Source organism: Exiguobacterium sp. s127, assembly GCF_018618695.1.
Classification (GTDB): Bacteria; Bacillota; Bacilli; order Exiguobacteriales; family Exiguobacteriaceae; genus Exiguobacterium_A; species Exiguobacterium_A oxidotolerans.
In genome coordinates this window covers 516,851-541,407 of the sequence record NZ_JACSMO010000001.1, presented here as the reverse complement: position 1 = coordinate 541,407, position 24,557 = coordinate 516,851, and the positions used below count along the sequence as shown (strand labels likewise).

The 24,557-nt window shown below is 48.3% G+C and carries 27 protein-coding genes and 1 other annotated feature; of the genes, 3 read left to right on the top strand and 24 right to left on the bottom strand.

Annotated elements, in window-relative coordinates; translation table 11 throughout:
• Positions 1-200 precede the first annotated feature (200 nt).
• From KNP98_RS02600 to KNP98_RS02490, 23 genes are all read right to left on the bottom strand, one after another.
• The gene (locus KNP98_RS02600) at positions 201-1,478 is read right to left on the bottom strand and encodes a hemolysin family protein (protein WP_214810645.1); all 1,278 of its coding nucleotides are present in this window, start codon (positions 1,476-1,478) and stop codon (positions 201-203) included.
• Positions 1,479-1,523: 45 nt separating this feature from the next.
• Positions 1,524-2,819 (bottom strand): GTPase ObgE, encoded by a 1,296-nt coding sequence (gene obgE / locus KNP98_RS02595; RefSeq protein ID WP_214810644.1) that lies wholly within the window; start codon positions 2,817-2,819, stop codon positions 1,524-1,526.
• Between the two features lie 15 nt (positions 2,820-2,834).
• Complete coding sequence (locus KNP98_RS02590) at positions 2,835-3,320, bottom strand: Spo0B domain-containing protein (RefSeq protein ID WP_029331047.1); 486 nt, start codon at positions 3,318-3,320, stop codon at positions 2,835-2,837.
• Between the two features lie 68 nt (positions 3,321-3,388).
• On the bottom strand, positions 3,389-3,667 hold the full coding sequence (gene rpmA / locus KNP98_RS02585) for a 50S ribosomal protein L27 (RefSeq protein ID WP_012370976.1): 279 nt from the start codon (positions 3,665-3,667) through the stop codon (positions 3,389-3,391).
• A 14-nt stretch (positions 3,668-3,681) separates the two neighbouring features.
• The gene (locus KNP98_RS02580) at positions 3,682-4,020 is read right to left on the bottom strand and encodes a ribosomal-processing cysteine protease Prp (RefSeq protein WP_029331048.1); all 339 of its coding nucleotides are present in this window, start codon (positions 4,018-4,020) and stop codon (positions 3,682-3,684) included.
• Between the two features lie 3 nt (positions 4,021-4,023).
• Entirely contained in the window at positions 4,024-4,332 is a 309-nt protein-coding gene (gene rplU, locus KNP98_RS02575) for a 50S ribosomal protein L21 (protein WP_012370978.1), read from the bottom strand.
• Between the two features lie 15 nt (positions 4,333-4,347).
• Positions 4,348-4,417, bottom strand: a sequence feature (ribosomal protein L21 leader region).
• 66 nt (positions 4,418-4,483) lie between these two features.
• Positions 4,484-5,830, bottom strand: a complete 1,347-nt coding sequence (locus tag KNP98_RS02570) for a ribonuclease E/G (RefSeq protein WP_214766487.1) — start codon at positions 5,828-5,830, stop codon at positions 4,484-4,486.
• A gap of 63 nt (positions 5,831-5,893) precedes the next feature.
• Complete coding sequence (minD, locus tag KNP98_RS02565) at positions 5,894-6,742, bottom strand: septum site-determining protein MinD (RefSeq protein WP_051667297.1); 849 nt, start codon at positions 6,740-6,742, stop codon at positions 5,894-5,896.
• A 5-nt stretch (positions 6,743-6,747) separates the two neighbouring features.
• Positions 6,748-7,422, bottom strand: coding sequence for a septum site-determining protein MinC (locus KNP98_RS02560; RefSeq protein WP_214768687.1), 675 nt, complete (start codon positions 7,420-7,422; stop codon positions 6,748-6,750).
• Between the two features lie 3 nt (positions 7,423-7,425).
• A complete protein-coding gene (gene mreD, locus KNP98_RS02555) occupies positions 7,426-7,929 on the bottom strand; it encodes a rod shape-determining protein MreD (protein ID WP_088837533.1) in 504 nt (167 codons plus the stop codon).
• On the bottom strand, positions 7,922-8,806 hold the full coding sequence (gene mreC / locus KNP98_RS02550; protein WP_088837534.1) for a rod shape-determining protein MreC: 885 nt from the start codon (positions 8,804-8,806) through the stop codon (positions 7,922-7,924). The genes mreD and mreC overlap by 8 nt, the downstream gene beginning before the upstream one ends.
• A gap of 14 nt (positions 8,807-8,820) precedes the next feature.
• Complete coding sequence (locus KNP98_RS02545) at positions 8,821-9,855, bottom strand: rod shape-determining protein (protein ID WP_029331054.1); 1,035 nt, start codon at positions 9,853-9,855, stop codon at positions 8,821-8,823.
• Between the two features lie 162 nt (positions 9,856-10,017).
• Positions 10,018-10,650, bottom strand: coding sequence for a RadC family protein (gene radC / locus KNP98_RS02540; RefSeq protein WP_204251439.1), 633 nt, complete (start codon positions 10,648-10,650; stop codon positions 10,018-10,020).
• A 47-nt stretch (positions 10,651-10,697) separates the two neighbouring features.
• The gene (locus tag KNP98_RS02535; RefSeq protein WP_088837536.1) at positions 10,698-11,276 is read right to left on the bottom strand and encodes a Maf family protein; all 579 of its coding nucleotides are present in this window, start codon (positions 11,274-11,276) and stop codon (positions 10,698-10,700) included.
• Positions 11,277-11,383: 107 nt separating this feature from the next.
• Positions 11,384-12,106, bottom strand: coding sequence for a hypothetical protein (locus KNP98_RS02530; protein ID WP_214810643.1), 723 nt, complete (start codon positions 12,104-12,106; stop codon positions 11,384-11,386).
• Positions 12,103-13,824: a type IV pilus biogenesis protein PilM gene (locus tag KNP98_RS02525; protein ID WP_214810641.1), complete on the bottom strand. Its 1,722-nt coding sequence runs from the start codon at positions 13,822-13,824 to the stop codon at positions 12,103-12,105. The genes KNP98_RS02530 and KNP98_RS02525 overlap by 4 nt, the downstream gene beginning before the upstream one ends.
• An 18-nt stretch (positions 13,825-13,842) precedes the next feature.
• Positions 13,843-14,598: a prepilin peptidase gene (locus tag KNP98_RS02520; protein WP_088837539.1), complete on the bottom strand. Its 756-nt coding sequence runs from the start codon at positions 14,596-14,598 to the stop codon at positions 13,843-13,845.
• 71 nt (positions 14,599-14,669) lie between these two features.
• Positions 14,670-15,194, bottom strand: a complete 525-nt coding sequence (locus KNP98_RS02515; RefSeq protein WP_214807260.1) for a type II secretion system protein — start codon at positions 15,192-15,194, stop codon at positions 14,670-14,672.
• A gap of 136 nt (positions 15,195-15,330) precedes the next feature.
• Positions 15,331-16,548 (bottom strand): type II secretion system F family protein, encoded by a 1,218-nt coding sequence (locus tag KNP98_RS02510; protein WP_214810640.1) that lies wholly within the window; start codon positions 16,546-16,548, stop codon positions 15,331-15,333.
• A 4-nt stretch (positions 16,549-16,552) separates the two neighbouring features.
• The gene (locus KNP98_RS02505) at positions 16,553-17,596 is read right to left on the bottom strand and encodes a type IV pilus twitching motility protein PilT (protein WP_159173032.1); all 1,044 of its coding nucleotides are present in this window, start codon (positions 17,594-17,596) and stop codon (positions 16,553-16,555) included.
• The gene (locus KNP98_RS02500; RefSeq protein ID WP_088837543.1) at positions 17,593-19,257 is read right to left on the bottom strand and encodes a GspE/PulE family protein; all 1,665 of its coding nucleotides are present in this window, start codon (positions 19,255-19,257) and stop codon (positions 17,593-17,595) included. The genes KNP98_RS02505 and KNP98_RS02500 overlap by 4 nt, the downstream gene beginning before the upstream one ends.
• An 8-nt stretch (positions 19,258-19,265) precedes the next feature.
• Positions 19,266-19,583: a hypothetical protein gene (locus KNP98_RS02495; protein ID WP_214810639.1), complete on the bottom strand. Its 318-nt coding sequence runs from the start codon at positions 19,581-19,583 to the stop codon at positions 19,266-19,268.
• 25 nt (positions 19,584-19,608) lie between these two features.
• The gene (locus tag KNP98_RS02490; RefSeq protein WP_251135124.1) at positions 19,609-20,943 is read right to left on the bottom strand and encodes a VanW family protein; all 1,335 of its coding nucleotides are present in this window, start codon (positions 20,941-20,943) and stop codon (positions 19,609-19,611) included.
• Positions 20,944-21,116: 173 nt separating this feature from the next.
• Between KNP98_RS02490 and KNP98_RS02485 the strand changes: the two genes are divergently transcribed.
• Genes KNP98_RS02485 through KNP98_RS02475 form a run of 3 tightly spaced genes read left to right on the top strand, consistent with a single transcriptional unit; the run spans position 21,117 to position 23,810 of the window.
• Positions 21,117-21,641, top strand: a complete 525-nt coding sequence (locus tag KNP98_RS02485) for a type IV pilus modification PilV family protein (protein ID WP_214807258.1) — start codon at positions 21,117-21,119, stop codon at positions 21,639-21,641.
• Positions 21,604-22,221 (top strand): PilW family protein, encoded by a 618-nt coding sequence (locus tag KNP98_RS02480; protein ID WP_088837546.1) that lies wholly within the window; start codon positions 21,604-21,606, stop codon positions 22,219-22,221. The genes KNP98_RS02485 and KNP98_RS02480 overlap by 38 nt, the downstream gene beginning before the upstream one ends.
• 17 nt (positions 22,222-22,238) lie before the next feature.
• Entirely contained in the window at positions 22,239-23,810 is a 1,572-nt protein-coding gene (locus tag KNP98_RS02475; RefSeq protein ID WP_214810638.1) for a type II secretion system protein, read from the top strand.
• A gap of 42 nt (positions 23,811-23,852) precedes the next feature.
• Here KNP98_RS02475 and KNP98_RS02470 read toward each other — a convergent pair whose 3' ends face one another.
• Positions 23,853-24,542: an ankyrin repeat domain-containing protein gene (locus KNP98_RS02470; protein WP_214766497.1), complete on the bottom strand. Its 690-nt coding sequence runs from the start codon at positions 24,540-24,542 to the stop codon at positions 23,853-23,855.
• Between the last annotated feature and the right edge of the window lie 15 nt (positions 24,543-24,557).

Here is a 24,557-nt window from a genome sequence, read left to right as displayed (position 1 = left end):
ACGTAAAAATGTGATATCGAGAAGCAACAGTTCGCGCCTCGCCCGAGGAAAGCAACGAAAAAAGACACTTTTATTTTCAGATATCACTTTGTCTACACGCTGAAAGAAGGGATTGCACATCCATGATAGATGGCAATCCCTTCTTTTTTTTATCATCGGCTTTTAATCAACGTGTTGTGTTCAGACCTCTTCCAAGTCGATCAAGATCGTTCTTCGACCGTTTCAGCAACTTCAGACGCGAATGTTGCTAATATTTTTCGGACACGGCGGTTTTCAACATGAAGTACCGTGAACGTGACACGCTCATATGTCATCGTTGTACCAACTTCAGGAATTTGACCGACACGTTCCATAATCCAGCCGCCCAGCGACTGGGCTTCTGTTTCCGGCATCGTCAACTCGAATTGGTCACAAAAATCTTCAATATCATACTCTGCGAGACATTCGAAACGGTTTACACCAATCTGTTTCGTATATTCAAGTGATTCATCATGCTCATCCCAAATTTCACCGACTAATTCTTCTAAAATATCTTCAAGCGTAATTAATCCGGCCGTTCCACCAAACTCGTCAAGTACGACAGCCATATGTGACTGTTTCACTTTCAGTTCAGGTAACAAATCCATCAAATGGGTTTGCGGGACGACGAAGGATACCGGTCGAATCCACTCACGGATGTCGACGGTTCCATTTTTGACGAACTCGCGTAAGAAATCACGTTCGGATAGAACACCGATGATATGGTCAATCGAGTCCTTATAAACCGGCAGACGGGAAAAACCGCCTTTTTGTACCTCACGTAAAATTTCTTCGAAGCTGTCATCGATATCAATCGCTTGAATATCTGTTCGTGGTGTCAACGCTTCTTCGACAGTAATGTTCTTAAAATCGACGGCACGGTGGACAAGCTCAGCCCCTGCTTCATCCATGACGCCTTCTTCTTCGCTAATGTCTACGAGTGCACGAAGTTCTTGTTCCGTTACGAGCGGTCCTTTCGGATCAGCACCAATCAGGACGAGTGCAACGTGGCGCAACTTTAAGAATAAGAAGACTCCCGGTTTGAAGAGACTCAGGCACATGCGCAGTGGACGACTAATCCAGAGGACGTACTTTTCAGCATGTTCCCGTGCGTAAGATTTCGGAATCAATTCACCGAATAACAAAATCAGTAAGAACGTTCCGAAAATGATGCCGACGCGTGGTAACGACTCCGGTGACATCGTCATCGCAAGCCATCCCCCAATCATCGCAACACCGAGGTTCGAAATCGTATTGCCAATCAAAATTGCGGTCAGCGTTTCTTCATAGCGTTGGAACAAGCGCAGTGCTTGTGAGGCACGACGGTCGCCTTCTTCTGATTGATGCAAAATCCGTAAGCGGTTTGCGCTAGATAAAGCAGTTTCAGAAGAAGAGAAGAACGCTGAGATGACCAATAACACGAGCAGCCAGATAAACGGAATCGCGGGAAGTGGGTCCACGATGATTTCACACTCCATTTCCTAAATGAATGATTTACGTGATCTTTAGAACGAAGACTCGATGAATTCGAATTCGAAGTCACGGATCCGAACGACGTCCCCATCAATCGCACCTAACTTACGGAGCTCATCATCGACGCCCATTTGACGTAATGTCCGAGCGAATCGTTTAATCGACTCTTCCCGCATGAAGTTCGTCATCGTGAAGAGTTTCTCGATCCGTGGTCCTTGGATGACGAAGCAATCATCTTCATCTTTCGAAATCGTAAAGCCAGCTTCTGGTGCTTCATAACCATAGACAACACGTGGTGTCGCTGCTTTTTCTTCAAGCTCTTCAAGACCAAATTCTGGTGTCGCATCGACGAGATCGGCGATCCGGAACAAGAGGTCACGCAATCCTTGACGCGTCGCTGCAGAAATTGCAAAGACTTCGAGGTCCGGGAAAGCTTCTTTGAACGCTTCGAGGTTCGCTTCTGCATCCGGCATATCCATCTTGTTTGCGACGACGACTTGCGGACGATCCGTCAGACGTAAGTTATAGTCTGCCAGTTCTTTGTTGATGATGTTGTAGTCTTCGATCGGGTCGCGCCCTTCCATTCCACTCATGTCGATGACGTGGACGATGACTTTCGTCCGCTCGACGTGACGGAGGAATTGGTGACCGAGTCCGACACCTTCACTTGCTCCTTCGATGAGTCCCGGTAGGTCGGCCATGATGAAGCTACGGCTGTCTTCCGTTTCAACGACACCGATGTTCGGTGTGATTGTCGTGAAGTGATATGCTCCGATTTTCGGACGTGCTGCTGAGACGATTGATAACATCGTTGATTTCCCGACACTCGGGAATCCGACAAGTCCAACATCAGCGAGCATCTTGAGTTCAAGTTTCAAGTACTTCTCTTCGCCCGGCTCCCCGTTTTCCGCATGTTCCGGAGCTGGGTTCGCAGGTGTCGCGAAACGCGAGTTTCCGCGTCCACCACGTCCACCTTTAGCGACGACGGCTTGTTGCCCGTGATGAACGAGATCGGCAATGACTGCATCCGTATCATCATCGTAGACGACCGTGCCTGGTGGTACTTTAACGACGAGGTGCTCCGACTTCCGTCCGTGCATCCCCTTCGACATTCCATTTTCACCTTGAACGGCTTTAAAGTGACGTTTGTAACGGAAGTCCATTAACGTACGAAGTCCTTCATCCACTTCAAGAACGACGTGAGCACCGTGCCCACCATCTCCTCCGGCTGGACCACCGTCTGGAACATATTTTTCGCGACGGAACGCAACTTGCCCGCGTCCACCATCTCCTGCTTTTACATAAATATTTACCTGATCGACGAACATGTCAGATCCCTCCTATTACTTCTCTTCCCCTACAGGAAGACTTTCAATTTCGATCACACACTCATTGGCTGTCTGTGACTCGATTTCCATCGGCGTCACTAGATTCTTAAGGCGCGACATATCTAGTAGATCCCGATAGACCTCGATGGTCACGCCCTCATGGAAGGTCACGGATACTTCTCCATCTCCCACTTCAATCATATCAATCGCAGCCTCGATGATTTTCGCTAGCCGTACGTCATCAATCTGCTTCGGTTTCTCGATCACATCATATTCGACAGTCAAGCCTGTCCAATCCGCTCGTTGAAGTGTGAGCGCTGTTTTCGGTAGTTCAATCAACGTCAGGCGTCCTTCTCGTGACGCTTGCTCGCGATAGACTGAACAAATCGATTCAACCGCCGCCTCGTCACCCATCGCGCTATACGAACGAACGAGTTGTAATCGATTCAACCATTCGTGACGAAGTGTCTTTAAAAGATCAAGTACCTGCTCATCCTTCATCGGTCGTTCCCTCCTAAAAAAACAGACCCTAACCCCCGAAAGTGGCTAGAGTCTGCTTCATCGATCACTTATGCTGGGTAAACGCTGACTTGTTTTTTGTCGCGTCCAAGACGTTCGAAACGAACGACACCAGTTGCAGTTGCGAAAAGTGTATCATCGCCACCACGTCCGACGTTCATACCTGGGTGAATCTTCGTACCGCGTTGGCGGTAGAGGATTGAACCAGCAGAAACAGTTTGACCGTCTGCACGTTTCGCCCCAAGGCGTTTCGATTGCGAGTCACGACCGTTCTTTGTCGAACCTACCCCTTTTTTCGATGCGAAGAACTGAAGATTAAGTTTCAACATGTGGAATCCACCTCCTATATTTGTTCAAGTTGGATATACTCACCGTAACTTTCAGCGATGGTTCCGAGTTGGACCAATGTCGCTTCCAGTAACAATTGGGTGCGTTCACTGACATCCGGTGCTAAGTCAGCGTACGGCTCTACATAAAAGTAGCCACCCTCTTGTTGTTCTGCCATTTCAAGGAGCAGGACCTGCCCGAGTAGTGACTCGATTGCATTGTATGCTCCGAAAATCACGCTTGAAGTGCCGGCACAGACTAAATCTAGACCAGGCTCAGCAAACTCGGCATGTCCTGTCACTTCGATGGAACGGATCAAATCCGCTTCATCTCGTCGAATCTTAACACGTATCATGGCTTACGCTTCGATTTTCTCGATGCGGACCTTCGTGTAAGGTTGACGGTGACCTTGCTTACGACGGTAGTTCTTTTTAGCTTTCATTTTGAAGACTGTGATCTTTTTCGCGCGAGCGTGTTTGATGACCGTTGCTACGACCTTCGCACCTTCTACGAGTGGAGCGCCGACTTTAACATCGTCACCACCAAGGATCAAGACTTCGCCGAATTCTACTGTGCTGTCGACGTCTGCGTTTAATTTCTCAACGTAGATCTCTTGGCCAGCTTCGACTTTAACTTGTTTACCACCAGTTTTAATAATTGCGTACATTACGTGCACCTCCTCTTAGGAACTCAGACTCGCCATCACGGGCAGCGGATGCTTTAAAACCCGGTCTGTGCGGTTGTAGTCATTTGGTGCTTCCAAACGAACTAACGTTATTCAGAATACCAAATGAAGTTGACTATTGTCAATAACGTTCTTATTGTTTTTGCTGACGACCGATAAATTCTTCACATTCCTGCTTCGTTCCCGTAAATAAGATACCGGTTTCGCCTTCGACAATCAACAGCTCGACCGGTGCATCTTGTAGCAACAACGGACTTAATTCGCCAGTCGGCACGCGGACGACTGCTGCTTCCGCATAGGTCGCAATTTCAATCAACTTCGGTTCGAGTTGCCGGTGAATCGCAATCCGTGACGGCTTCCCTTGTACGATGGAACGCTCGAGTAACGATTTTCCATGCCGTTGCCGCGTCAATTCGCAAAGGCCCATCTTCGTAAAGCCGTAGACTTCGATTTGCTTCGTTTCTTGGGCGGCGCGTTCCTTTAGCAATTGCGTCACACGCGTCTGCCCTTTACTTGAGCCCCGCAGGAAATCGACGGCAATCATGCCACTGATGTTGCGCAGGCGTAATTGGCGCATGATTTCACCGGCTGCCGCTTCATTGATTTGGTCAAACGTCCGCTTTTGCTCTTTGACGGAAATCATCTTTCCACTATTGACGTCAATCACTGTCATCGTCTCGACTTCTTCAATCAATAAATAGGCGCCTCCATCGAGCCAAACGACTTTTTCGAGCGCTTTCTCGATGACGCGGTCGACATGCCCCATCTCCGGGAGCCGTCCTTTCAATACAGGACGATCGACGCGTAATCCGAGTTGCTCTAATCGTTCTTTCTCCATTCGATTCGATACACAGGCTTCTTCGACGAACGGGAGCCGTTTCGCTTCCTGGACAATCAATGATTCATCCTGTTCTAAGTTATCCTGCTTTAGCATTTGTTCATGACGGGCACGTAACTGGAACAGTTCTTTCTCAAGTACACCGGCTTCTGCTTGCGATGCTTCCGTCCGGTATAAGATGCCTTCCATCTCACTTGTCTGAATCAGCTCCGCTAATTGTTGCTGCGTGACGAGATCGAGTTTCCGGCTGAAGCGGACACGCCGACCATACGGGAAATAGACGAGATAGCGTCCGCCATAGGTGATGTTTTGCGTCACTTTATGCTGTTTCGGTGCCGTGCCTTCCTTGACGACCTGAACGAGAACGGTCTGACCGACTTGGACAGCCTGACCGATTGTCGGGACATCCGGGTAACGGCGTAACGTTTCTAATGTTTCGTTGATCGGTAAGTAAAGCGGTGTTCCATCGGTCGCAATCAAAAAGGCAGCCTCAAGCGTCGGATGCAGCCGATCGACTTTCGCGTAGAGCAGCGTACCGACACGAATCTCATCTCGCATCCGCTCATGGTACTCGACGACCCGTCCGCCTTCAACTAACGCAACACGCTCCAGCGACGGGGTTTGTTCACTAATCCATTTCATACGAATTCCTCCAAAAAAAATAGACCAGAAGCAACATAGCTCTTCTCGTCTATTTTCCCTAACTTATTTCATACCAAGCATTTTTTTCAATTTCACGAAGAACCCTTTTTGCGGTTGTTCGTTTAAGTCGAGTAATGGAACTGACTCTCCTAGAATCCGCCGCGTGATGTTCCGGTAACCGAGTCCGGCCCGATTATCCGGATTCATCGTCACAGGGACGCCACGGTGCGAGGCCGCGATGACTTCTTCGTCGTCGACGATCAAGCCGAGCAGGTCGATCGACAAGATACGCATGATTTCATCGATGTCGAGCATGTCCCCTGATGCCATCATGTGTGAACGGACACGGTTGATGACGAGACGCGGGACGATTTCACGCTCCGACCGTTCGAGCATGCCGATGATTCGGTCTGCATCCTGAACAGCGGCTTTTTCCGGTGTCGTGACGATGACGGCTTCATCCGCTCCCGCAATCGCGTTCATGAATCCTTGCTCGATTCCAGCAGGGCAATCGATTAAAACGAACTCATATTCAAGTTTCAACGTGTCAATGATCGCTTTCACCTGTTCCGGCGTGACGGACGATTTGTCCTTAGACTGGGCAGCAGGCAACAGATACATCTCTTCAAAACGTTTATCACGCACGAGTGCTTGGTGCAACTTACATTGCCCCGTCACGACGTCGACGATGTTATAGATACTCCGATTATCGAGACCAAGTACGATATCGAGATTACGTAATCCAATATCCGTATCGACGAGACAAACAGAATGGCCCATCAATGCGAGCGCAGTTCCGATGTTCGCAGTCGTCGTCGTTTTCCCGACGCCACCTTTACCAGACGTGACGACAATCGCCCGCCCGACGTTCGTTTTGGCATCTCTATGTACCTGTTCTTTCACTTGTTCCATGTCTGTCACCCTCTTTCACTATCGATCGCAAACTGATCCATCCGCGCAAGCGGAACGGTTTGGAGTCGAGAAAATTCAATTCCCGCTTCCCCTATAAACGCACAACCCATTTCTAAGGCCGGTACCGGTGCATCATACGGTTCATCATGGACGATGTCGGAAATCGAAATCCACTTCGGTTGTAGCATACTTGCAGCGACGACTGCTTCATCATTACCACCTTTACCGGCGTGAACCGTTCCTCTTAATGCTCCGAGACAATAGATACTGCCAGTCGCATGTACGACAGCACCAGGGTTGATGTCACCGATGACGACGATGGACCCTTCAATATCAAGGACATGACCGCTCCTAGCAGTTCCACCAAAATAGTGGAAGGTCCGTTCCCCGTATAATGCTTTTGCTTCATCTTTCGTCAGGCACTCACTGTCATACCCGTTAAATGAAAAGGAATCATGTCGTCCGACAATCGATTCGACCGCTGTCACGACACCTTCGTCGACGTAACGTCGCCCAAAGAAGAACGTAATCGGTACGGCGCGTCCGTTCTCGACGGATTTATCGGCAAGCGTCAATTCTAAGTCGTCAAGAAATTCATCCACACTGCACCGTTCGTTTACATAAACGGCAAGGCCACCACGATGACCTTTCATCGTTACATAACGCTTACGTTCAATCATGACTCATCCTCTTTTCTCGTCAAGTGTGGATTGCACGAGTCGGGTCATCGGATAATACAGAATGATAATCCCGATCAGCTGTGCAATGAGACTCTTCGGAATGATTTGTGTCGCCAGTTCTTTAAACGGAACATCGACACCTAAGACCGAAGCCGTAAAGAAATAAATATCAAATTCGAATAATAAGGCACTGAACGTAAAGGTGACGATAATCGTCAATACGTTCTCCTTTACATATTTTAGCACGAAGCTACTAAAAAGCGGAATGGCAGATAGCGCAAATAAGTAAATACCGATGATATCGGAATAGACGAAGTCATATAACAGACCGAATACTAAGCCGAAACCAAGTGCCTGTTCGATTTTGCCGTAGCGTCCGAGAAACATCAAGGCAATCAAAGTCAGGTGGACCGCATACGGTGACCCGTCACCGAGCGGACCTGCAAAAATCGTTCCTTCCAAGATAAAAAGAAGGAACACGGCGAAAAACAACTTGACGTTATTCACTAGTGTCCCCTCCCTTATCGGTCTCAGCGAAAGGTTCCTCCGCCTCTCGTTCAATCACGAAGACGTGACCAAACTGTTCGAAGTCTGCTGCCGGTTTGACGTATGCGATTTTCGAAGCACCGTATTTATCCGACTTCACTTCCTCGATTTTGCCGATGACAACACCGCTTGGATATTTTCCTCCGAGACCGGATGTCGCGACAATCTGCCCTTTTTTTAACTTCGCGTCATTCGGAATTTTCGTGAATTTCAACAAGTTTGTTTCCTCATCGAACCCTTCAATCGTTCCGAAGACCCCTTTTCCTTTTGTATCGTCCGCAACAGCTGAGACATTGTTCGTACGACTCGTGTCAGATAACAACTGAACGAGCGAAGTGTAGGCACTCGTCTGAATGACACGTCCAATCAATCCATCTGCCGTCACGACGGCCATATTGGACTTGACCCCTTTTTGTTCGCCGATGTTCACGGTCACGAAACGTTGCCACTCGGACGGTGTGCGACCAATCATTTCAGCTGGAAGTAACGTATAGTCGCGAATCGAGCCACCCAGGTCGAGCATATCTTTTAACTCTTTATTCTCACGTTCTAAATCACGAACTTTGACGGAATTTTCCGCATAGTCATTTAAACGTGATTTTAAATACTCATTTTCCTTATACACGTCACGCACTTCTGTAATCGAAGTGACCGTATCATCAATCCAGCCAATCGGTGTCGCGAAAAGACGTTGACCGACCCCGACGGTATCACGGACAAAACTTTGATACCAGTGGGATTGGTTACGCCCTTGCAACGAAATACCGATCAATATCACCAAAAGGAGAAAACTAAGGAGTGTGATGAGCAGTTTTCGATTATTTAAAAATCGCTTCATCGCTCATCCCGTCCTTATCTTTTTTGTGAGATGCCTGATTTCGAACGAAGGACATTCATCATCTCAAGTGATTTTCCTGTACCGATTGCGACACAATCGAGTGCGTTTTCAGCAACAAGCGTCAAGATGCGTGTTTCGTCTTCGATGACAGAATCAAGGTTTTTAAGGAGCGCACCGCCGCCTGTCAAGACGATTCCGCGGTCCATGACATCAGCCGAAAGTTCCGGCGGTGTCTGCTCAAGCGTGTGCTTGACACCTGCTAAAATCGCATCGACCGTATCGGATAACGCGTCGCAAATTTCTGCACTCGTTACTTCGATTTGTTTCGGAAGACCTGTGACGAGGTCGCGACCACGAATTTCCATCGTTTCGTTTTCTGACTCTTCGTCGATTCGTGCATAACCGATCGTCATCTTGAGTGTTTCGGCTGTCCGTTCACCGATCATCAAGTTATATTTCGATTTGATGTAACGAATGATTGACTCATCCATTTCATCTCCACCGACACGAATTGATTGACTCGTTACGATGCCGCCAAGCGAGATGACTGCGACTTCCGTCGTTCCGCCACCGATATCGACGACCATCGATCCTGTTGGTTCAGATACTGGGAGTCCAGCTCCGATTGCCGCTGCGAATGGTTCTTCAATCGTATAGGCTTCACGCGCCCCGGCAAGTTTTGCTGCATCTTCAACAGCACGTTTTTCGACTGACGTGATGCCGCTTGGCACGCAAATCATGACGTTCGTTTTCGATGAGAACAATCCTTTTTTCTTCGACGCTTGATCCATGAAGTACTTGATCATCGTCGCAGTTGTTTCATAATCAGCAATTACGCCGTCTTTCATCGGCCGTCGTGCCGTCACGTTGCCCGGTGTCCGTCCAATCATGTTTTTCGCTGCGTTCCCGACTGCCTCAATCTTACCTGTATCGGTACGGAAAGCGACAACAGAAGGTTCGCGTACAACGATTCCTTGCCCCTTCACATAAACGAGCGTGTTTGCCGTACCTAAGTCAATGCCGATTTCACGGCTAAATGATCCAAACATTATTTAAAAAACCCCTCTCTGAAAATACAACTCCACTAATTATAACGGAAAAGCACTCTTAGAAAAGCGCTAAAACGTTACAGCTTGTTTACAGTTCACCTATTTTTCAAAACATAAAAACGCCTGAAGTCAGGAAGTCCACTTCCCCCTCAGACGTTATTCTTACATAAATCCGCGTTGTTTCATACTAATAAATTGTCCGTGACCGATGACGAGGTGATCGATACAACTGATTCCAATCAATCTGCCCGCCTCGACCATCCGTTCCGACACCTCGATATCTTCCCGGCTTGGCGTCGGATCACCCGATGGATGATTATGGACAGCGATGAAGCTGGCCGCCGAACAGCGGATGGCTTCCCGAAATATGTCGCGCGGGTGAACAATCGACGTATTGAGACCGCCGATAAACAGCGTCTTTTTGGAAATGACTTCGTTTTTCGTGTTCAAATACAGACAGATGAAATGTTCCTGTTGATACAGGCGCATCTCTTCTAACAACAGCTCCGCTGCATCCTCCGGTGAACGAACGACCGGTCGGACCCACTTCGGTTCTGTGACGAGCCGGCGGCCGAGCTCGAGTCCCGCCATGATTTGGAGCGCCTTCGCCTTGCCGACGCCGGGTGACTTCTCCAGTCCTCCGACTCCCGCTGCCTCAAGCTCAATCAACGAGGGATGACGATCAAGTAATTCTTCCGCGATTTCAAGCGGCGATTGATTTCTCGTTCCACTTCGGACGAGACATGCTAGCAATTCGACTGTCGTCGCACGGGTCAGCCCTTTTAGTTGAATCATATCCTTCGGCAATTCAATCACTGCATCCGACCTCTCTTTAATAGGCGTTACGCAAATTCCGGCTTGATTCCGAATGCTTCGAGTCGTTTCGCAATCGGATGAATCGGTAATCCGACGACATTATAATAATCGCCTGAAATCGCTTCGACGAATAATCCTCCGACCGCCTGGATGCCGTATCCACCGGCTTTATCATACGGCTCATCCGTCTCCGTGTAGCGCATAATCCAGTCCTGCGACAATTTGGCAAAACGGACTTCTGTCGTCACGGTAAATGTTTCGACATGATCATTCATCACAATCGTCACGCCCGTCAAGACATGGTGGGTCCGACCAGATAATTGAAGCAACATCTGCTTTGCGGCTAAGCGATTGAGCGGTTTTTCCAAAATCAAACCGTCAATCGACACGACGGTATCTGCCGCCAGAATGATTTCATCCGCCTTAGCTACAGCACGTGCTTTTTTGTCGGATAAGTAGGCGACGTATTCGGCAGGCGCCATCGGATAGGGCGCTTCTTCGACGACGTCAGCAGGACGAACCTCATGCTGTATCCCGATTTGGTCCAAAAGCTGTGTCCGGCGCGGAGACGCCGAAGCAAGAATCAAGGGTGGTTGCGTTACCATTAGTATCACGCTCTTTCTGATAGATTTCGAACTAGCTTAATTCACTCAACGGGTAGTATAACGAAAAACAAGTGCCTCTCCCGTGAAGGGAAGCACTTGTTTCCAAACTAATTTCCTGTGACATCAACAAAGGGATCTGATTTCGGGGTCGTCTCCTTGAGTGGTGTCTTCTTATCTGGAACGAGTTGTGTTAGATCAGGTCGGTAATACGTCTCGATTTCAATCGTAAACGCCATCATCTCATCGTCAAGAAGAATCGTCTCACTTCCGGCACCCGGTTCATCCGGCCCCGTCAATTGAATCTGACGCAAGATCGTAATCCGATCCGTCCGTTCGATTTGTTTAAGGAATGCCATCAGTTCGAGATAGGATGGTGCTTCGACGGATAACGATGCCGGAAGCGGTGTCGCGGCCGTTGTCGCGACGGGTGCTTCTGCTCCATCCGCATCGCTGTCAGACTCTGTCGCCATCGCTCCGTCGACGACCGGTGTCGACTCGACAACCGGAGCAGGTGCAACATCCGTTTGGCTGAACGTAATCGACTGGACTTTGACTCCTGCGATTTGACTCGAGGCATTGATGGCGTCGATGACATCATCATTCGCCGGGAGGACGGGCACTTTTTTCTGTAAGAAGCTTGATTCGGCGACATCGACTTTTTGCTCATTTGCTTTTGCGATTTCGAGGGCCATCTGTTCCCGGTCAAGCGTGGCTTCCGTTTCATTCAATTCTTGGTACGTCGTATAGGTCGTATAACCGAAATAGGCGACTCCTCCAATTACGAGCAGGAGCGTCAATCCGAGGAGAAGGTAACTACTATAGCGCTTCAATTATCCTCCACCTCCTCAATCTCGGTCGAGACGACTTCGCCTGTTCCGTCTTCCGGTGTCACTTCACCGTCTGGCGTTGCCGACTCCGTCTCGCCATCTTCTTTTGGTACATCCGGATTCGCTTCATTCGTTTCACCTTTGACGACCTCCGCCGGTAAGACTGACAACGTGAATTGACCGATGTAACGCGGTTCTTCCGTTTTTTCATCAGCCGATGGTGTAATCGTCGTCGTCGGAATTTCTTCCCCTGTTGCCGGGTCGATCGTCGTCGACGTGACGACATCTGCCTCTTCGTTCATCGTCTTCGTTGTGATACCTGTCAATGAAACTCCTGTAAAGACGTCATCCGTCAAGAGTTGACGATAAAAACCATTCAACTCTTCCAGTGTTTCGAATTGCGCATTCATCGTCACGAGATGATCGGCACCATAGGCGAACTGTAAGATGTAGCCGCGTTCCGGTAAGTAGCGGGTAATCCGTTCAAGCGTCGGGACTGCCGGGCGCGGCGTCTCCTCTAATCCGTCGACGGTCTGCTTCAATTGGGCAATTTCTTGTTTCGCTGATTGTGCCGATTCCGCTTGAAGGGCACGAACGATTTGCACTTGATTGTTTGCCGTCTCGATCCGGTCCGCGAACTGGTCCGTTTGCCAGAACAAGTAGCCGCCAATCATTCCGCCAAATAACAACAGGACGAGCGACGCGACGAGCGGAAACTTCGGCATGACGTCGTTCTCTGGTAACAGATTGATTCGAGTTTTTTGTGGAATCGCGAGTCCGAGTAGCGGTAAATACGCACGCGGAATCGGTTGTGGCGCGACTTCGAGCTGCTCCGGAAGCTGTTCGAGTCGGAGATCAAAATTCGCTTCGAACCGTTTGACGAGCTCCTCCTGGAACGGGAAGTCTCCCGCTAGAATGACACGGCTGATTTCCCGTTGGTCGCGTGCGAGCGAAAACCGGTAGAAATCGAGCACACGTGAAAATTCGAGCAGCATTTCGTCAAGTGTCATCTCGACTTGTGCGTCATCCAGGCGATACCGGTAATGGAGACGATCCTCCATCACCTCAACTTCCCAGGCGTTCGAACTGAACGTATCGACGGAACGGATTAAGCGCGGAACTTTGTCTTCGATGATGATCAGTTGATGATTCGTCGCATTGACGTTCCAAATCAAGACGCTGCTACTGTCTTCGACTTCATAGAGCGACTCGATTCCGAAAAACGTAGCGAGCGGTTGCGGTTCAGCTGCGACAAGCCGCAGGTGCTTTTGCTTAAACAATTGCATGTATTGTTGAATCGCTTCGTTCGGTGCCGCATACAGCATGATTTCTCGTTTGCCGTCTTCTTCGAGCAGTGTGTAATCGAAGTACGGTTCTTCAAACGGCAGGACGATACTGTGACCAAGCTCCATGAACAAGTACCCGCGGATTTGATTCGTCTCGACCGACTCCGGAATTTCAAGTTTTCGGGCAAGGACGAGTGAACCATCGAGGGCAAGGACAGCTTGCGAACCTCGCGGAACCTTCAATTTCGTCAACAGGCTGTCAAAAATCAAATCAAGTGACGCTTCCGGTTGCAACCATCCACCTTGGAGTGTCCCGGCAGGCAGGGACGCAACAGCGCGTCGTTTGATGACACCGTTCTTGACGACGGCGCCGAAGACGGCGACATCCGTGAAGTTGAAATAAATATATGTACCTCTACGCCTAGCTTGCGCCATATGTAGGTTCGTCCTTTCTCATAGGAACAGATCGAGGTATAACGTCACCCAATCGTCCGCGAAATAATAAGTGAGTAATGTCCCGATCGCAATCGACGGGACGAAGGGAATCGGTTGCTTGCGTTCGACGCGCTTCAATCCGAGCAATGTCAGCCCAATGACGGAACCGACAAGTGCCGAGACGAATAAGGCAATCACGACGTCGAGTGGTCCGAGAAAAATACCGAGTAAACCAAACAGTTTGACGTCCCCTGCGCCCATCCCTTGACGTGATGCGAGAAAAATTGCAAACAATAAACTAAAACCGACGATTCCGCCAATAATTGGATTATACCAGTTCTCGTATGGAGAAAGGTAGCGAACTATCAGACTAATCGGTAAAAAGAAGAGTAATATTTTATTCGGGACGAGCATGTAAGCAAGATCCGACATGACGAGGATGAATAACAGGCTCGTCAGGACAAGTGTCAACACGAATTGCATCGACCATCCGAATTGATAGAACGCATAGGCGTAAAGTACGCCACCAAGCAGTTCCAGCGCCGGATACTTCGCGGAGATCGGCAGTTGGCAGACACGGCATTTTCCGCGTAAAGCGAGATAGCCGATGACCGGTGTCAGTTCGAGCGCACCGAGGACGTGACCACAATTCGGGCAATGCGAGCGCGGTCGCACAATCGATTCCCCCACCGGAATCCGGAGTCCGACGACATTTGTAAACGACGTGATCAACATGCCAATAATGAAAAAATAGACTGTAAAAACGATTGTCATGTTAGGCTCCTTTCTTAAAAAACTTCAGAAAAAAACCCCCGAGTTGGGGGTAGCATCAATATTAACTAAACTTAGTTGACCACGATTGCTGAGCGTTTCAATTCACCCGGTGTTTTATTAGTAAAGTAAGCGTTCGCTGATTTTTCACTTAGTAGCGTAACAGAGTAAGTGTATTTACCTTTTGTCTCAGTAACTACTACATAAGAAGATTTATAATCATTGTCAGAGTTTAATGGATCTTTCATATCATCAATATATTTACCAAGTGAATCTTCTCTAGGAGCTCCAGTACCAGTCGTAACTGCATCCTTAGTTGTGATAGGGTTCCCACCATCATTTATCCCTAATTTAACCTTTTCACCAGGTTGAATTGGATTTGAAGATGTATACAACTTCGCTGCCGCTACTAATTGTTTCGCATCGGATACAACTGCATCCTTACGTGAGTTTTCAATCAATCCGCCAATCGCTACTACCGCGATTGCGGCAATAATTCCGAGGATAACGACAACGACGAGTAACTCGATCAACGTCAAGCCCCGCTCATCGCGCATTTGTTTTGCATCTAACCAAATTTCTTTGAACCGTTCTAACATTTTAGTATTCCTCCCTAGTGCTTTTTTCTGAGTTCGATGTATAGGTAATACTATCCATATGAATACTATTATAGTAGCACCATAATTTTAGTTAATTATGTCTTTTTTAGACAACAGGTAAATGATTTCGCAGTTGTTATTCGCCCTGGATATCCGAATAGATTTTGAACATCGGGACGACGACGGCGATGACGATGACACCAACGATTGCGGCGAGGACGACAATCAACAGCGGCTCGATGATTGACTTCAAGCGATCCGTCGTTGTTTCAACTTCCGTCTCATAAAAGTCTGCGACCTCTGTCAGCATGGAGTCCAGGCGCCCGGACTCCTCCCCGATGGCAATCATCTGTGTCACGAGAGGTGGGAAATATTTGTTTTTTTCTAATGGTTCGTGCATCGGAATCCCGCGCGACATCGCTTCATTCGCACCGGCGATTCCTTTACGGATGATTCGGTTCGTGACGATTCGTTCCGTAATGTCGAGCGAAGCAAGAATCGGGACCGATGCATTCAGTAACACAGCGAGTCCCCGCGTCATCAAAGCAATCTGTGACTTTTGAATCAATGGTCCGAAGACCGGCAACATTAAAAGTAAGCTGTCGAAGATGACCCGTTGCCGCTCATTTTTTAAATTAAAATACAGCAGACCGAGCAATCCGAAGGCGACAAGCAACAAGACCCACCAGTAAGCGACAAAAAAGTCCGATACGGCAACAACAAGTTTCGTAATTAATGGAAGTTCGCTTCCGAGTTGATTGAAAATCGACGCGAACGTCGGGACGACGTTCAACATCAGGAAGACGACGACACCAATCGCGACAATTGAAACGACGGCCGGATAAATCAATGCCGAAATGACTTTCCGTTTAATCTCGTACTGTTTTTGAAGCTGGGTGACGATGTTATCAAGGGCTTCTTCTAAATTCCCGCTCGCCTCACCCGCCATCGCCATACTGACGAAGAATGTATCAAAGACGCGCGGATGTTTCTCAATCGCTTGCGAAAATTGAATCCCACTCCGTAAATCATCTTCGACTTCGACGAGTGCCCGCTCGAGCGGCTTCGATTCTGTTTGTTTCCGTAATATTTCGGTCGCTTTAACGATTGAGACACCGGACCGGACGAGCGTCGCAAATTGACGTGCGTACATGACTAAGTGTTCGATTTTCGGTTTTGCCGTTAAGAATGTGATCTCGGTATTTAAGCCTTTTGATTCTTGTTTCTCAAGTGACGTGACGGCGATTTGTTCTGTCCGGAGACGTTCTGCCGCCTCCCGTTTCGTTAATGCTGTAATCTTACCTTTTTTCCGTTTACCGGCCATCGTCCGACCTTCATACATGAATACTGCCATCTGCTCACCCCGATATGTAAGGTGTCGCGGCTGATGCTGGGATCAGTCCCCGACTAACTAAGTCTTGTAAGGCCATTTGCATCGTCTGCATCCCATACTGTTTTCCGGTCTGCAAAACGGATTGAATCTGATATTCCTTACCTGTGCGAATCAAGTTTGAGACGGCTGGTGTCTCGACCATGATTTCAAGAGCCGCGACCCTGCCTGTACCATCGGACCGGGGCATCAAGCGTTGCGAGACGACACCCGCCAGGACATTTGCCAGTTGGGCGCGAATTTGATCCTGTTGCTCCGATGGAAAAACATCGATGATCCGACTGACTGTCGAGGCAGCGGTCGACGTATGGACGGTCGCGAAGACGAGATGTCCCGTCTCTGCAGCTGTGACTGCCGTCGAAATCGTCTCTAAGTCGCGCATCTCACCAAGCAAAATCACATCCGGATCTTGACGGAGTGCAGAACGTAAGCCACTCGCGAATCGTGGGGCATCAATGCCGATTTCACGTTGGTCAATCAAACTTTTATGATGACTATGTAAGTATTCAATCGGATCCTCGAGCGTAATGATGCGTTTATACATCGTCTGATTGATTTCGTTGATCATCGCAGCGAGTGTCGTCGACTTCCCTGACCCGGTCGGTCCTGTGACGAGAATCAAGCCATGCGGTTTCGTTAAAAACCGTTTGAGGACAGGAGGCAACGATAATTGTTCGAGTGTCGGCACTTCAGTCGGAATCGTTCGAAAAGCCATTGAGAGTGCGCCACGTTGATAAAAACAATTGACGCGGTAACGGGCGACACCCGTCACACCAAAGGAAAAGTCGATGTCACGATCCTGTTTAAGCTGCAGGTACATTTCCTCGGTAATCAGCGACTGAACGAACCCGTCGATGATGACCGGCTTGAGTTTATCCGTCCCGTAAGCAATCAATGTTCCATTGACGCGAAAGACGGGGGGAGACCCTGCCGTCAAATGGACGTCAGAAGCCCCTTTTTCTTTTGACGATCTGAGAATGTCTTCGATTTGTGCGCGTTCCATCGTACTCATTCTGATATCACCGTCCGTAAGATTTCTTCCGTCGTCGTAATTCCTTGGGCGACTTTTGTCAGTCCATCCGCTAACAGGAACCGTTGACCTTGCGACTTGACGTACATCGTGATTTCGCTTTCCGTCGATTGGTTCATAATCATCCGTCGCAATACTTCATCGATCATGACGACTTCCTGGATCGCGAGTCGCCCCCGGTACCCCGTCATGTTACAAGACGAACAGCCGCGTCCACGCATGACGGTCGTCGCTTCGATCCCTTCTTGCGCAAACAACTCTTGTTCGCGTTTTGAAAGGGGTTGGACTTCCCCGCAATCACGACAGACGCGACGGACGAGACGCTGCGCAATCAATCCGGTAACCGACGCCGCGACAAGGAATGGTTCAACTCCCATGTCAATCAGACGGGTGATCGAACTGATGGCCGAGTTCGTGTGCAACGTCGACAGGACAAGGTGTCCCGTCAATGAGGCCCGAATCGAAATTTCCGCCGTTTCAATATCGCGGATCTCTCCGACCATGACGACGTTCGGATCTTGTCGCAAAATCGAGCGTAGCCCACTCGCGAACGTCAAGCCGATCTTACTGTTCACTTGAACTTGATTGATGCCGTCGACTTGGTACTCGACCGGATCTTCGACCGTAATGATGTTACGGCTCTCATCATTCAATTCGTTTAGAGCCGCATACAATGTTGATGACTTACCAGACCCTGTCGGTCCAGTAATCAAGATGATGCCGTTCGGTCGTTTCAGCATCTCCCGGAACTGGGATTCATTGCGTTCACTAAATCCGATTTTCGAAATCGAGATATTCGAGTTCGAGCTGTCGAGAATCCGGATGACGACTTTCTCACCATAGACGGTCGGAAGTGTCGAGACACGGAAATCGTAGGCGAGACCATTATAGATGTACTTGATCCGTCCGTCTTGCGGCAAGCGTGATTCCGTAATGTCAAGCTCACTCATGACCTTAATCCGGGTCGTCAAGATGTTCTGAATTTGTTTCGGGTAGTTGTTCTCCGTCCGCAGCTCCCCGTCAATCCGAATCCGAATCGATAAGGAGGCTTCCTGCGGATCCATGTGGACATCGGACGCCCGTTGGGAAATCCCGTTTTCAAGAATTTGATTGACGAGACGAATGATTGGCGCATCTTCGCGTGTCACGACATCCCGCGTCGCATCAGACTCCATCATTTCATCGGATTCGAGTAACTCCCGGAGTGACGAATCGATATCGTAATACTTTAAAATCGTCCGGCGAATTTCATCGCGTGTCGCGATGCCGACTTCAATCATCAACCCCGTCTGAAGCCGCAGGTCATCAATCGCAATCAAATCGAGCGGATCAGCCATCGCAATGAATAAACGGTTGCCTTCCCGGTAGACCGGGACGAGCGTATGGCGCTGAGCAAGATCTTTTGAAATCAGCTTCGTGACTGCCACGTCGACCGGATAGTTATACAGTTGAATGATTGGTATCTTCAATTGATGATGGAGCGCTTCGAGTAGTTGTTGCTCCGTCAAATGCCCTAATCGTAAGAGCGCATCCCCTAATTTTTCAGTCGCCCGTTTGACCGTCAAGGCTTCTTCAATCTGAGTTTCCGTGACGAGACTTTCTTCAAGCAGCATCTCGCCGAGACGTTTCCGTTTCATTGCCATTTAGTTCGTCACCCTTCCGCGTGCCATGTATCTTCTTCATCAAGTACTGTCGGTCGCTGTTGTTGTTTTTCGTCAATCGTACTCGTAATCGCTGTAACGATTAGGAGTGTGACGATATATCCCGCAATGACGAACGGATTCGCCATCCAATCGAATTTGACGAGCATGTAAAGTGCTAAGACTAGTACAAGTGCCATCACCGAGAGAATGACTTTCGCACGTGCCGTCGCGATGAATGGGATTTGAACCGCAAACATCAAGCCACAAATAATCGTCGCCAGACCAATAATGATTCCGAGCTCAATTGCTAAATCTGTCCAGTTCATAGGATCCCTCATTTTCTATTGATTTTTAGCCGACTGCTGGTTCCGCTGTGTCACTTTCGGCGGGAGAAGCTGGATCGCCTTCTGTCGGAGCATCTGGTGTATCCGGTGACGTCGGTGTATCGGGAGTTGCCGGTGCGTCTGGACTTGTCACATCTGACTCAGGGTCCGTTTGATCCGTCGTCTCGGATTCAGGATCTGTTTGATCCGTCATCTCGTCCTGGTTCTCTTCAGCAGGTGGTGTGACGACCGGCGCTTGCTCCGCTTGACTGCTCTTCGTGACGATTGCCGGTGTCGCGGCATAAAAATCAAGTGCGACCAGCATTTTCTCTTCGCCTTTGTTCGACTTGATGATGCGGTACAGTTCAATCGATGTCCCTTCCGATCCGGACTGTGTATCACTTGTCGTTCCAGCAGATAGTGTCGCTGAATAGCGGGTGATCGTCCGGTACGGAATTGATTTTTCACCTTCAAGCACTGCTGTGACCGTTTCTTTGAACGGCATTCCCCGTAGTTCAAGCGTCACGTCACTACCATTTTTCATTGCGACAAGCTGGTAGTTCACTGCTTGTGTGTTCCGTACGGCAAAATCTGTTTTTTCATCAATTCGGACATCGTAGCCGAGTGTGATTCCCTCAGGCAATTGATCATGCGGCATCCGCTCGACGATTTCAAACGGTGTTTTTGCGAAAAGTTCATATAGTTTACTGCCGATATATGAAGCCGCCACACCGTCCATTCCGTATGTCTTCGTATTCATCAACTGTCCGGCTTTTAAGTCAACTTGTGTCATCGCGTCAACCATCTGTTCTTCGGCGACTGAGCGTGTTGTAAAGGACACCGAGGAAACGACCTCTTCCGTTGATGGAGATGTTGTCGAGACAGCCGGATCATAGTTGCCCTCTTCGAGTTGTTGTCCCATGTTCGTCAGCCATGCCTTAAATGCCGTCGTTTGTTCCGGCGTGTATACGACCGGTTGCGTCGACAAGAATGCTTCGACGCCCGGTTCGTCAAGCGTGACGTCCAAGTCGCCTCCCTTTTTTAAAGAAGCTGCTTCGACGGCCTCATCCACTTTAAACGTCACGAGCGTCGTCGGAACGGGAACAAGTTCTTCTCCCGTCCCAATCGTCAATGGCGTTTTGTTCGACCAGGTCGTGATGGCTTTTTGAACTTTCGGTTTTGCTTCTTCCCGTGTCATACCACTAACCGGAACAGAGGCAATCCGGGCACTTTCAGAAAACTTCTCACTGACGCTTGCTTGTCCCGTAAACGAAATCAGCGCAAACGAAGGAACATAGATTAAGGCAATCAAGAGGACTAAAAGAAGCGTATGTACTGCAAAACGTTTAGGATTTATCATCATCTGTTTCCTTTCCTTATGAAATAACCATTTCAGGTGTCTAGTATTTCCATTATAATGAATATTATGATGAAACATAAGTCCTATCCTGACAATAACTTTCATCATGTGTGAATACATACCGTTTTTCATTTTTGAATAGATAATTCATATTGAGTCAGATACGAGGTGAATCCATGCAAAACAAGCAACAAGGCTTTTCATTAATCGAAGTATTAGTCAGCATCACGATTCTTTCAATCATTTCAGTTTCACTCATCAGCATTTTTTCCCAGTCCTTATCCGCTTCTCGTGATAGCACGGAATTGACGTTTGCGAATTACCTGGCGAAAAACGCCGCTTCTTATATCGAACGGGAAGCCGTCGAAGCGGAGAACGGACCCTTCGTATTCGATACGCTTCTTGAACAGACGAAAGGCACCCCATATCAGAATGGTAGCTATACAATACCGACGCCGAACACGCCGTCATGTGGTGTATCGGCTATTTGTGACTCAATCTTCAATGATGCGGAAATAAATAATATGCCATTCGATGTTAAAATCAGTGTTACCCCGCATAAAATCGAAGGAATCGAAAATCCGAACCTCCTCGATTTATACGTCTATGTCTATCTCGACGGTCAACCTGACCCGATTACATCATTGAAAGGATCGATTACGAATGCGACGCTCAACCAAAGTTTTCCCGCAACAAAATGACGGATTTTCCCTCGTCGAACTGCTCGTTGCCATCGTCATCGCTGCTATTTTCAGCGGAGTCATCCTGACCGTCTTCATCTCCGGTACAAAGAGTTTTCAGGCGACGGGAATCATCAGTGAGCTCAGAAGCGAAGCCGATAGTTCGGTCGGACTCATTTTAAATGAAATCACCGGCTTCGATGCCATTCGCATCACAACAGCGAATGAGCTGTCTTTCTATAAAAAGACATTGCCTAGCCTTAACCTGGATTCCGGTCTACTCGAGCGAACGGACGGTTTCATTCCGTTCAACGCCAATGTCGAACAACAAAATGAAGTCACATCAACTCCAATCACCTATACATTCGCAACACAACGACTTGACGAAAACATACTCATCTACGAAGGTGCACTCGAAAACATCAATGATCAAACAGAAATCAAAAAGACCTTTACGATTTCAAGTCCCGAGTACGTCGACATCACGACCGGTGACTACCCGGGCAGATACGTCGTCCATGGCATTTTGACGATGACGCTCCGAATTCAGTCGACGGATAATGAAGAAACACAGACCTTGAATAGTACGATTGGATTTTAGTTCAGAAAGGACGACCCATGAAAAAATCTGAAGAAGGTTATACGCTATTGTTCGTACTCGTGACATTGACCGTCCTATCGGTCTTAGCAATCGCGACGATTGGTGTCAGCCTGCAATCGACACGATTGACGGAAATTCGCGAAACGAATATCGAAGTCGATACAGCGACGCAAAACGAGCTTGATCAAGCGATCGCAGCACTCCAACAACTCGTCGCAAAAACCAGTCAAGAGAATCCAACCAGTTCCTCAAAAGAGCTATTTGCAGATATCCCGAATAAAATCATACTCCCCTTGAAGACGTCGGCTCCTCTTGTTGAAGTTCAGTTAAATGAAGCCGCCTCGAACGTCCGTGTTAAAGCGTTCGATTTGACCGCTCACGTCGAAGAGACGAAAGGTGATCAACCGACGGTCAAAAAGACCTATACTCAACGGGTCTATTTATCAGCGATTCCTAGTTTTCTATACTATACGCTCGGGTCCGACAATCAAGTCATCTTAAATGGAGCACCACGAATCGAAGGGAACGTCTTCTCGCGGGAAGCACTCAAAGTTTCTGCGACGCCAAACTTCATCTATAACGGTCAGATAGGCCACTATACAGATAAGCTGGCCCATCCATACATTGATGGACAAGTTCGTGTTTTCCAGCCGCAAACTCAACCGCTTCTAACATGTACAGACTTTTTACCATGTGATGCGACCGTCTTTGATCCGACCACCAAAACGGATCTTGTTTCAACGAAAGATACGCTCGTTCCGTTCGATTTTGAATTTGCCCTGAATGATTTCTTAACGATTCCAAGTAACACACCACTCGCCTCCGTTCCGACCTACTTAAAGAGTCAATCAATTGAAAAATCGGTGCTGACAGGACCATTCTTGAATGAATTGAGTACGAAGAAACAAATCATCATCCCAGCTCCGACTGAGCAAAATACAGTGACGATTACCGATGATATCGTTAAAGAATCGCTCGAACCGTTAATCATCGACGGCAACTTGACGATTTCTTCACTCAATCCGATTACGCAACCGCTTGAGATTAAACGCCCAATCGTCGTCCTCGGTGATTTATTGATTCGGGGTAACGTCAGTTTTGCGACAACCATCTTCTCGACCGGTTCAAGCCGGTTAGATGATGCCAACATTCAAGGCATCACGAGTTCAACGAATCAAAACACTCTGATTTTACTCAGTAAAGGAACGTTAACGATCAATCGTGTCAATAAGTTTTCCGCACCTAAAACAACCGCACCGGACATGAATGCCTTTCTTTACAGTGATTCGCCTACCTTGAATCGCATTTATTCCGTCGGGTCGACGATGAACTTACAAGGCGGTATCTTCACAAAAGGACAGCTTGAGGTTAATGCGTATCGCGGGACGCTGGACTTACCGGAAGCGAACTACCCGGCAGACGTCACCGCGTTGACCACTTTGATGAACACGAAAAAATCTGCTGACGCGGTACAATCTCGTCTCCGCCTGAAATATGATGCGAGTGTCCTGAAAAATCCGACGTCGATGCTTCCACTCAGTCGGGCTGTCAAAATGTATGTCGAGACTCCGAAACGAACAACTCCTTGACGCTAAAAACCCCTCGACATTGATGGATGTCGAGGGGTTTTTTCATTGAAATGTTGTCGCACCATACGCTCGTGCCAACTTTTTGACTTTGGTCTTCTTGACTTCTGCACCTTGTTTTACCAACAACTGATAAATATCCTGTCGGTCTTGTTTGACTGCTTCATAAATCGGCTGATGCTTTCCGACGTTCGGATTTGCTCCTGCTGCCAGTAACTGCTTAATCACAGTCTCATTTTGATCGACCGTCGCATAGTAGAGAGGCGAATTTCCGGCTTTATCGAGCGCATTGATATTTTTTCGTGTAGCTTCTTTAATCAGTAAAGCATAAGCATCCGCAGGTTGGTTCACGCTCGTCGCAACATGCAGGACTGTCTGTTGTTGCTCATTCGTTTGCTCGACGGAAGCCCCCGTAGCAAGCCATTTCTTGACTACAGAAGCTGGTCCGAACCGGGCGACATAAAACCAGTTAACTTGATTTTTAACACTCGTGTCGTCCAGCAAAACGAGTGCTTTGTCATAGTCGAGTGCTTCTTGGAACTGCTGAATGTACTGATTCCGGTCTTTTGTCGATAAAGAAACGTGTTCGACTGCTGACGCAAATGCGTTAACATCTGACGTATCGATACTCTTTTCAAACGCTTGCTGGTTTCGCTGTTCGATCAACAAGTAGGTCGCTGCTCCAATTCCGATTAGAAACAGGAGAACGACGCTAATGATTTGCTTTTTCTTCACGTCATTTCCCCCGTC